The sequence below is a fragment of the Synechococcus sp. R5-13 genome, assembly GCF_047462015.1.
In the GTDB taxonomy this organism is placed as follows: Bacteria; Cyanobacteriota; Cyanobacteriia; order Thermostichales; family Thermostichaceae; genus Thermostichus.
Genome location: NZ_JANSIL010000015.1, coordinates 23774 through 32585, shown reverse-complemented (window position 1 = coordinate 32585; position 8812 = coordinate 23774). Strand labels below are relative to the sequence as shown.

The following is an 8812-nucleotide window of genomic DNA, read 5'->3' as shown; positions in this document are numbered from 1 at the left end:
TCAAAGCGCATTCCTCCCGGCACTGACCCTACGGGTACAGTGCGGGGCTCCTGCGATTTCTAGCTGAATCCGTCCTAGCCTGCAACAGCCTTGTGGAATTGCCTGGGGTTGATATCAGCAAGTGCTTTGAGTTATTCAAAAGGCATTCATGTACCTTATCACCATGAGTATCCTAAGCCATGACCCTCTCTCCTGTTCGGCTCACCCCGCCCCTACCTCCCATTCGATGGGAAAAACTGCCGGAAGACTTTCCCTTGCCGGATGAGCCTGCGGAAAGCACCTTACAGCCCCTTTTGGCTGCTGCTCTGCGTGAGGCATTGGAACTCGCTCAGAGGATCCCTGCCCAGGCTTTGATCGCCTCCAACTTTGGCCTTTGCAGCACTGTCGGGGACAAGGTGGTGGTGAAAGCCCCCGACTGGGTTTATGTGCCCGCAGTACAGCCGATTCCCGAAGGAGAGATCCGCCGCAGCTATACCCCCCACCTAGAAGGGGATCCCCCGGCGATTGTGATGGAATTCATCTCCGAAACCGAGGGCGGCGAGTACTCCATCAATCCCCACTATCCCTATGGAAAATGGTATTTCTACGAGCGCATTTTGCAGGTGCCTGTCTATGTAATCTTTCATCCCAAAACCGGTGAGCTGGATGTCTACCGCCTGGAGAATGGCCGCTATACCCCTGTATCGGCGGATGAAAACCGTCGCTACTGGATCCCGGAGATTGGCTTGTTTTTGGGGGTGTGGCGGGGACAAAAAGCCGAGACCAAAGCCAACTGGTTGCGGTGGTGGACTGCCGATGGGAATTTGCTCCTATGGGGAATCGAACAGGTAGAGCAGGAGCGGCAGCGGGCCGAGGCGGCAGAGGCAGCTCTCGAACAAGCCCGTCTGGAACAGCAGCGCCTAGCCGCGAAATTGCGGGAGTTGGGCGTGGATCCCGAGGCAATAGCCGATTGAGGGCTCTCCTAGTAGGTGCGCCCGCGCCAAGAGCGGGGCCGGCTGAGGGCAGATAGGATTATCCGCAGAACGGCCAAGGGATCCGCCAGAGGCGACATCCAGAACGTCCAAGGGGGATCCTGATAGGAGCCGCGAATGCCCAGCAGTACACCTAAGCGCAGAATCAGTAAGCCTAGGTTAAGCCCCAGCAGCACCTGCTCCGTCAGGGAAAAGGGAAACCCCATCCCGGCTTTGCCCAACAGCCCTACAACCACCGGCCCAGGGATCCCTTGGGTGAGGACGAGGAGAGCTATATCCCCCCACAACTGGGCCACAGGGGTGGCATCTTTCAAATCGAGGGATCGGCCCCACTCTCGCCAAGTTTCGCCAAAAGAAGTGTACATGCGCACCTTGAGCAGGTGCCGACCGTCGTAAAAAGCTACTTTAAAGCCGGCTGCCGCAATCTGCCGCACCAAGGTGACATCGTCACAGAAGGAGGCCCGCGCCAGCGTGTAGCCGTTCATGGCTTCCAGCACCGACCGGCGCACTAGCATACATTGCCCATTGGCCATCGTCCGTTCCGGCAGGGTGGCGGTGTCTCCGGCGGCCCCGTAGCGGTAGATCAGGGTCACCAAAAGAGCCGGCTGCAGCCAGCCTTCCCCCCAGTGCTGCAGGATAAACTGCGGTGCCAGGGTGATCAGGTCGAGCCTTTGGGCCTGGGCGGTTTCCAGCAGGCGCTCCACCAAGCCTGGCTGGGGGCGGGTATCGGCGTCGATGCCCAGGATCCACTCAGAGGCCGGATCCGACTGGAGAAATCCGTAGTGCAAAGCCCAGGGGCGGCCCACCCATCCGCCGGGGAGGGGATCGTCGGTCAGCAGGCGAAAGCGGGGATCCCGCTTGGCCATCTGCAGCACTTTTTCGGGGGTGCCATCTTGAGAGCGGCTGTCCACCACCAGCACCTCCCGCAGGACGGAGCTCTGTTGGTGCAATCCTTCCAGGCAGGGATCGATGCGCTCGGCTTCGTTGAGGGTGGGCAACAACACGCTGACCAAGCCCGGCTGCAAAGGGATCCCAGGCTGACCGGGAGGCAGAGGGGAAGGGCGCCGCAAAGAGGGCAGCAGCCGCGCCAGCAGCACCGCCAGCATCGGCACTTGCATAACCAATAGACTCAGGGCGGCAGCATCTCCAGCCCAGGCAGGGATCCCGTTCATGCCAGTTCTAACCTGTAAGGGAAAAGTGTCCAAGAATGCTTGCAAGAGAAGCCCAGGGAGGACAAACTCATACTCATGGTGATTTAGCAACTCAAAATCAGTTTGGTTGCATCGTGCCTGTGCCCATCCCCCCTCAAACCTGACGGGCTTTTCATGGATGTCTTCATCCAGCTCAGCCACAAGGGATCCCCTGTTACGGTTGTGAAATTGCACAGTGAAAGGCTCAACGCCGCGATTGCCCGCGAGGTACGGAAAGAGCTAAGCCAAATTCTCACCGAGAAACCGGGACATTTCTTGTTGGATCTTAGTCAGGTTAGCCTGATCGACAGCATGGGGTTGTCGGTTCTGGTTTGGGCGCATCGCCATTGCCGCGCTTCGGGCTATCAACTCAAGTTCTGCAGCCTGCAGGAGCAGGTCAAGCTGCTCTTCTCCATCACCGGCTTGGATGCCATTTACGAGATCTACCCCTCTGTAGAAAAGGCACTTGAGTCTTTTCCGTAGCTCTTTCTATTGGGTCGACTCAGAACTGCCATGGTACCAACAGGATCCTACCAACCCCGGGATTAGCCCAGAGGTTGAAAACCCGCTCAGGGAGTGGGGTTATCGTTTTGCCTCTCGACCGTCTGGGGCCGGTTCACCTGAGCATAAATCTCTGCTTGCTGCTGGATTTGCTCCCGAACTTGGGGCGGGGCCAGCCGGGCTGCTTGCTCAAACAGCTCAGGCGCTTTTGCCCGTAGGTTTTCATCGGTGGCGGAGCTGAGGGCTATGGCTTTGCCCAACACGGGGGTGAAATCACTGGGATCCGCCGCGATTAACTCGTCGTAGAGGGCTATGGCTTTTTCGGTCTGGTTGTTGCGGGCGTAGACAAAGGCCAAGCGCAAACGTACATCATTATCTTCCGGCACTTCTTCAAGATGCTTCTCCAGCAGGGCAATGGCCTCAGAGGTGCGGCCCAGGGTTAGCTGCACATCCACCAACTGCTGCAGCACCTGGCCATCTTTGGGATCCCCCTCGTAAAGGATCTGGAGCTGTTCTAATGCCCCTTCAAAATCCCCCGTATCCTGCTGGATTTCGGCCAAAAAGGCTCTCAGTTGCCGATTTTCGGGCTCCAGTTCCACCAGCTTCTTCAGCGGCTCAATGGCCCCTTGCGGCTCGTTCAATTGCAGTTGGGTGTCGATCAACCCCCGCAGGGCAATGGGGTTATCCGGCTCCCGCTCCAGCACGACGCGATAGCCGTCTGCCTGGGCCCGCAGTTGCTCGGTTACCAGGCTGGCCTCTGGAGATTTGGAAGGCCCGAGGGCCTGGAATAGCGGGCCAAAGGAGAAGCCCAAGAAAGTTACCGTGCCCACCACCAGCAGCAAAATGTTGAGGAGCTTGCGGGCTGGGGATTCTTGGGGTTTGGACTGAGGCATAAAGGGCTCGCGCAGAAGACTCCTCTGTACTCTATCATCGGCGCCGGGGCAGGCTGCGGGGTGAGGTTACCCAATACCCAAAACTTTTGAAAACAGCATCCAAGGGGAGGGCAATGCCGTACCGAGTTTAGGTATTGCTGAACGTTTTTGCCACCCCTCACTCCCTCTTAACCATGCGGATCACCTGTTACCCCGACAACCTCACCTTGGAAGCCAATCCCCTGCTCACGGTTCTGGAAAATCTGCTCAAGGCGGGGGTGCGCCATGTCCATGCCTGTGGGGGCAATGCCGCCTGCTCCACCTGTCGCATCCTGATTTTGGAAGGCAGCCAAAACTGCCGCAGCATGACTCCTGCCGAGAAGAAGTTAGCTCAACGGCTAGACCTTCCTGTACATATTCGTCTGGCCTGTCAAACCCGCATCACTGGAGATGTCACCCTGCAACGGCTGGTGATCGATAAAGCAGATGTGGAAGTAGCTCAACATCAATTGCAGGCCCATTCGGTCGGCAGCCAAGTCACCGCCGCCATTCTCAGCGCTTCCCTGCGGGGGACGGCCAACTTCGACGAGGAGAACTTTCCCTACGATGTTGTCTACACCTTGGGTCGCTACTTCGCCCAAATGGGGGCCTTGGTGCAGCAATATGGGGGAGTACTGGCCAACCAGAGTGGGCTGAGAAGTTTGGCCTTGTTTGGCTTAAAACAACCCGAGCTGGCCGTACAGCAGGCACTGCAGGTGGGGTTGGCGCTTGGGCAGTCGGTGGTGGAGTTGAACAGGTGTTTGCGGCAACTCTCCTACCCGCAGGTCAAGCTTGCCATCGGGATCCACTACGGCCCAGTCCTTTTGCTGCCCCTCGATCCCCAAGATCCGCAGCGGTTGTCCGCCTTCGGGAAGTCGGTTCAGTTTGCCACCTGGCTGGAGTCGGTTGAGGATGTTTCGCAAGGGGGGGAACAGTCTGAGGAACAGAGCTTTCGGTTGCTCATCTCGGCAGCCGTGTATCGAGCCGTGGAAGGGCAACTCCTGCAGGTGGAGCCTCTTTCGGTGAAACCTTTTCCCAACGCCAAACCCATCCGAGTTTACAGGGTGCACCCTGACCAAGTTAGCTTGCCGGCTGGCGAGGAGCAAGCTCCAGAAGCAGCCAAGCCCGAACCGATTGGATGGCTGGAAGCGCTCCGGGAATGGCTACAGGCTTGGTCTCGTTTTTGAGGGATCCCTTCAGGCAAAAACGCCATCCCTTTGCTGAACTTGGGCCTGCAAATAGGGGATCCCCACCCGATGGCAGTAATCTCCAAAGCTCTCGCCAGGACGGCGCTCCTGCTTGTAGACCTGCAGGAGAACTCTCATCAGCGGCACGATCTGGCTGATGTGTACCCGATCCTGAAACACTTGCGCCAGGCGATCACCCTGCGGGCTGGCTCCCAGCCAAATCTGGTAGTAGCCATCGGGGGCGGATCCCACCAATCCCAGTTCCGCCAGGTAGGGTCGGGCACAGCCGTTGGGGCAGCCGGTCATGCGTACCAAGAAGGGCGAATCTTGCAGATCCAGCTCCTGCAACAGCTGATCCAACTGGCGCACCAGCCCTGGCAAAGCCCGCTCCGACTCGGTAATCGCCAACCCACAGGTGGGCAGGGCAGGGCAGGCCATCGACAGCCGCACCAGTTGGGGGATCTCTTCCTTGGAAAGCACCCCGTGGGATTTGAGGATCTGGTTGATGGCATCCCGCTGCTGCTCCGCAATGTCGATGAAAAGTAAATCCTGAGTGGGGGTCAGCCGCACGTGCAGAGAAAAGGCTTCCACAATCCGGCGCAGTGCCGTCTTGAGCTGTCGCTCTGGGGTGTCCTGGATGCGGCCATTTTCAATGGAGATGCCCAAAAACCAACGGCCATCCCCCTGCTCGTGCCAGCCTAGGTAGTCGTCGCTGTTGGGGACAAACTTGGGCATGCGCCGGAAGGGCAATAACTTCTCCCCCAGGTACTGCTCGACCACACGGCGAAACTTGCGGATCCCCCAGTCTCTCACCAGATACTTCAGCCGCGCCTGCTTGCGATCGTGCCGGTTGCCGTAGTCCCGCTGCACCGCCAAAACGGCCTGGCAAACCCGATACACCGATTCCGGCGGGGCAAAGCAGAGCTTTTGGGCCAGCAAGGGCTGGGTTTCTTCCTTGCCGTGAGTGCGTCCCATCCCGCCACCTACCACGATGTTGAAGCCCTTGAGGTTGCCCTTGCGGTCGGTGAGCACAATCAAGCCCAAGTCCTGGGAGTACACATCTACCGTGTTTTCCCCGGCTACGGCGATGGCGGTTTTAAACTTGCGGGGCAAATAGACGGGGCCATACAGAGGTTCTGGCCCCTCCAGGCGCACCCCGTTGCCCACAAACTGCTCTGCTTCCCGCACTTCCTCATCCACCGGTGGGATGGGAACCGGCTCCCCATCCACCCAGATCTCGTAGTAGGCAGAGGTCTTCGGAGCCAACAGATCCGCCAGCTTGCGGGCATACTCTTGGGCATAGCGATAGGCAGGGCGATTTTTGTAGGGGGCAACCGGTGCCATCACGTTGCGGTTGACATCGCCGCAGGCGGCCAGGGTGGATCCCATCTGTTTGAGAATGCTGGCTATGGTGGCCTTGAGGTTTTTCTTGAGGATCCCATGCAACTGAAAGGTTTGCCGCGTTGTGGCTCGCAGGGTGCCATTGCCGTACTCATCGGCCAGCCGATCCAGGGTCAAGTAAAGCTGGGGGGGCACGTGTCCCCCTGGGATGCGGGTGCGCAACATCATTGAATAGGCCCGCTCCAGCCCCTCCTGCTTTCGCTGCTGCCGCCGATCCCGGTCGTCCTGCTGGTAAGCCCCGTGAAACTTCAGCACCTGCACCGCTGCTTCGCTGAAGTGGGTGGTGTCTTGGGCCAGCTCCTGCTGAAGGGGATCCCGTAGAAAGTGGCTGTCTGCCTTGATCTGCTCCACCTTGGAGCGCTTGGCCTCGGATGGGATCATGGGGGGCATTGGTGATCTCCGGTAAACCGGTCGGAATACTTGTGAATAACAGGCTATCACCTCCCTTGGGCGGCGTCCAGTTGGAAAAGTCAGCCTCCTATCCGGGTTTTGTCCCAAACCCGCAAAACTTGTTATTTGAGTCAGCTGGAGATGTCGGCGCTGCTAGCTGGCCAGGGCTAGGCGGGCACCATACTCCTGCACCGACCACAGTTGCCAGGCACAATTCCCCTGCAGCTCCAAAACCAGGTCGTGGTAGGCCAAGAGGGTGGGACGATGGCCGACGCTGATGTAGGTGGTGTTCAGGTGTTGCAGCTGCAGGTAGAGCAGTTTTTCGTTGGCCACATCCAGGGCGCTGGTGGCCTCGTCCAAGATGGCGTAGCGGGGCTGGGTGATCAAAATGCGGGCAAAGGCAAGACGCTGCTGTTCCCCTAGGGAGAGAGTGCTGGCCCAGTCTTTCTCCACATCAAAGCCGCCCACCCTCTCCGGCAAGTCCCCCAAGTTCACCTGGGCCAAGACTCGGATGAGACCTTCATCGGTGAGGTCTCGGCGGCGTTTGGGATAGAGCAGTTGATCCCGCAGGGATCCCAGCAGCATATAGGGTTTCTGGGGCAAAAAGAGCATCTCCTGAGTATCTGGGCGGGCGATGGATCCCTGGCCGTTGGTCCATAGGCCGGCAATGGCCCGCAGCAGAGAGCTTTTGCCGCTGCCGCTAACACCGACAATCAGCAGCCGTTGGTCGGCTTCCAAGGCGAAGGAGAGATCCCGAACCAGGGTTCGTTCTGAATTGGGGGTGAGCAAAGTGACGTGGTTTAGCGCCAATTGCTGGGCAATGCGAGTTTGAATGTTGCTTTCCCGAGCGCCGGTGTGGCGCAGCGCCGGATCTTCCAGAGACTCGTGAAAGGAGCCTAAGCGGTTGATCCCAGCGGCAAAACTGGAAATGCTTTGAATCTGGTTGGCCACAATGGAGAGGGCGCTCAACACCTGGCTGAAGGCAATGGTGGCTTGGGTAATGGTGCCGAAATCTCGCACGCCGCTGAAATAAAGGGGAGCCACGATGACATAGGGCACAATGCGGGTGAAATAGTTGTAGGCGTATTGGAAAATATCGATGATGGCCTGCCAGATGATCAGCAAGTTAAAATTGCGCAAGGCCGCACCAAAGCGATGCAAAATCTGCCTGAGTTCTTGATCCTCTCCCTGGTAAAAGGCGATGGACTCGGCGTTGTCGCGCACATGCACCAAGCTGTAGCGGAAATCGGCTTCATAGCGCAGTTGATCGAAGTTAATTTTAATCAGCTTGCGACCGGCCAAAATGGCAATGGCGGTACCAATGGTGGCATAGACCACCAGCCCCAACGCCAACGGACGAGAAATGCCGTAGAGAATGCCGGTGAAGGCATAGAGGGTGAGAATCGAGTCGAGAATGTCCAACAGGAAGGAGAGGGTGGTGCCGGTAAAGGAGCGAACATCCTCGGAAATGCGCTGGTCGGGGTTGTCGATTTCGGTGTTGGCGGCGTTGGAATCCAGCTCGTAGTAAGCCCGCTGATCGAAGTAGCGATCCAGAAAATGATCGGTCAGCCATTCTCGCCAAAACAGCCCTAGCTTGAGGCGAGTGTAGCGGTAGATCACCAAAATGGGAATAGCTGAGATAATCAGCACTCCATAAATAATCAAAAATTGCCAGAAAGTGGGCTCTTCTTTTTGCTGCAGAGCTGTGTCGATAAACCGAAAGATAAAGCTGATCATCACGTTCAGCCGGTTGACCGTCAGCGACAGAAACAGCAAAAAGGTGAGCAGCACCCACTGCAACCAGCGCTGGCGAAGCTGCCGCCACACTGCCCCAAAACAAAGGCTGCTCAAAGCCAAGCTGACCGAGGCTACCCACAGCACCGGCGAGGACAAGTTTCTCTCCGTTTGGGCCACCAATCCGGCTGCCACATTGGTGAAAAACTCCGGGAACAGGGCTTGACCGACCAAAGTTACCCCAATCTCCACAAAGAACATCAGGGCAACCACAAACACCATGGCCGCTGCCAGCAAGCCCAAAAAGATCCAGCCCCCATAGCGCACTCTGGGGTAAAAGTAGGGCTGGGCCACGGTGATAAACCGATCCCACAGTTTGCGGTCAAAGTTAAATTGAGAGGCTTGGGATTCCATTGTTGTGGTCGGCGGAGAGAGCAAGATCGACATCTCTCAGGCTAGCAGGCCACGGCTGCCAATCTGTGTTCAATAGGAGCAAATTCCATTGGGGGTGGAACAGGTTCGGTGTC

The 8812-nt window shown here is 57.9% G+C and carries 7 protein-coding genes; 3 read left to right on the top strand and 4 right to left on the bottom strand.

The window, feature by feature from the left end; genetic code table 11:
* The first annotated feature begins 179 nt into the window (after nucleotides 1-179).
* Entirely contained in the window at nucleotides 180-953 is a 774-nt protein-coding gene (locus tag NW840_RS01290; RefSeq protein ID WP_414341897.1) for a Uma2 family endonuclease, read from the top strand.
* A gap of 8 nt (nucleotides 954-961) precedes the next feature.
* Here NW840_RS01290 and NW840_RS01285 read toward each other — a convergent pair whose 3' ends face one another.
* Nucleotides 962-2143 carry a glycosyltransferase gene (locus tag NW840_RS01285; protein WP_414341896.1) on the bottom strand — a complete coding sequence of 394 codons (1182 nt, stop codon included), beginning with the start codon at nucleotides 2141-2143 and terminating at the stop codon, nucleotides 962-964.
* Nucleotides 2144-2296: 153 nt separating this feature from the next.
* On the opposite strand from NW840_RS01285, the gene NW840_RS01280 reads away from it, so the two are divergent.
* Nucleotides 2297-2644 (top strand): STAS domain-containing protein, encoded by a 348-nt coding sequence (locus NW840_RS01280; protein ID WP_414341893.1) that lies wholly within the window; start codon nucleotides 2297-2299, stop codon nucleotides 2642-2644.
* An 86-nt stretch (nucleotides 2645-2730) separates the two neighbouring features.
* On the opposite strand, the gene NW840_RS01275 is transcribed toward NW840_RS01280, so the two are convergent.
* Complete coding sequence (locus NW840_RS01275; RefSeq protein WP_414341891.1) at nucleotides 2731-3555, bottom strand: tetratricopeptide repeat protein; 825 nt, start codon at nucleotides 3553-3555, stop codon at nucleotides 2731-2733.
* A 134-nt stretch (nucleotides 3556-3689) separates the two neighbouring features.
* Between NW840_RS01275 and NW840_RS01270 the strand changes: the two genes are divergently transcribed.
* Nucleotides 3690-4760, top strand: a complete 1071-nt coding sequence (locus NW840_RS01270; protein WP_414341889.1) for a 2Fe-2S iron-sulfur cluster-binding protein — start codon at nucleotides 3690-3692, stop codon at nucleotides 4758-4760.
* A 9-nt stretch (nucleotides 4761-4769) separates the two neighbouring features.
* On the opposite strand, the gene NW840_RS01265 is transcribed toward NW840_RS01270, so the two are convergent.
* Nucleotides 4770-6551, bottom strand: coding sequence for an NADPH-dependent assimilatory sulfite reductase hemoprotein subunit (locus NW840_RS01265; RefSeq protein WP_414341887.1), 1782 nt, complete (start codon nucleotides 6549-6551; stop codon nucleotides 4770-4772).
* A 153-nt stretch (nucleotides 6552-6704) separates the two neighbouring features.
* The gene (locus NW840_RS01260) at nucleotides 6705-8732 is read right to left on the bottom strand and encodes an ABC transporter ATP-binding protein/permease (protein WP_414341884.1); all 2028 of its coding nucleotides are present in this window, start codon (nucleotides 8730-8732) and stop codon (nucleotides 6705-6707) included.
* Nucleotides 8733-8812 lie beyond the last annotated feature (80 nt).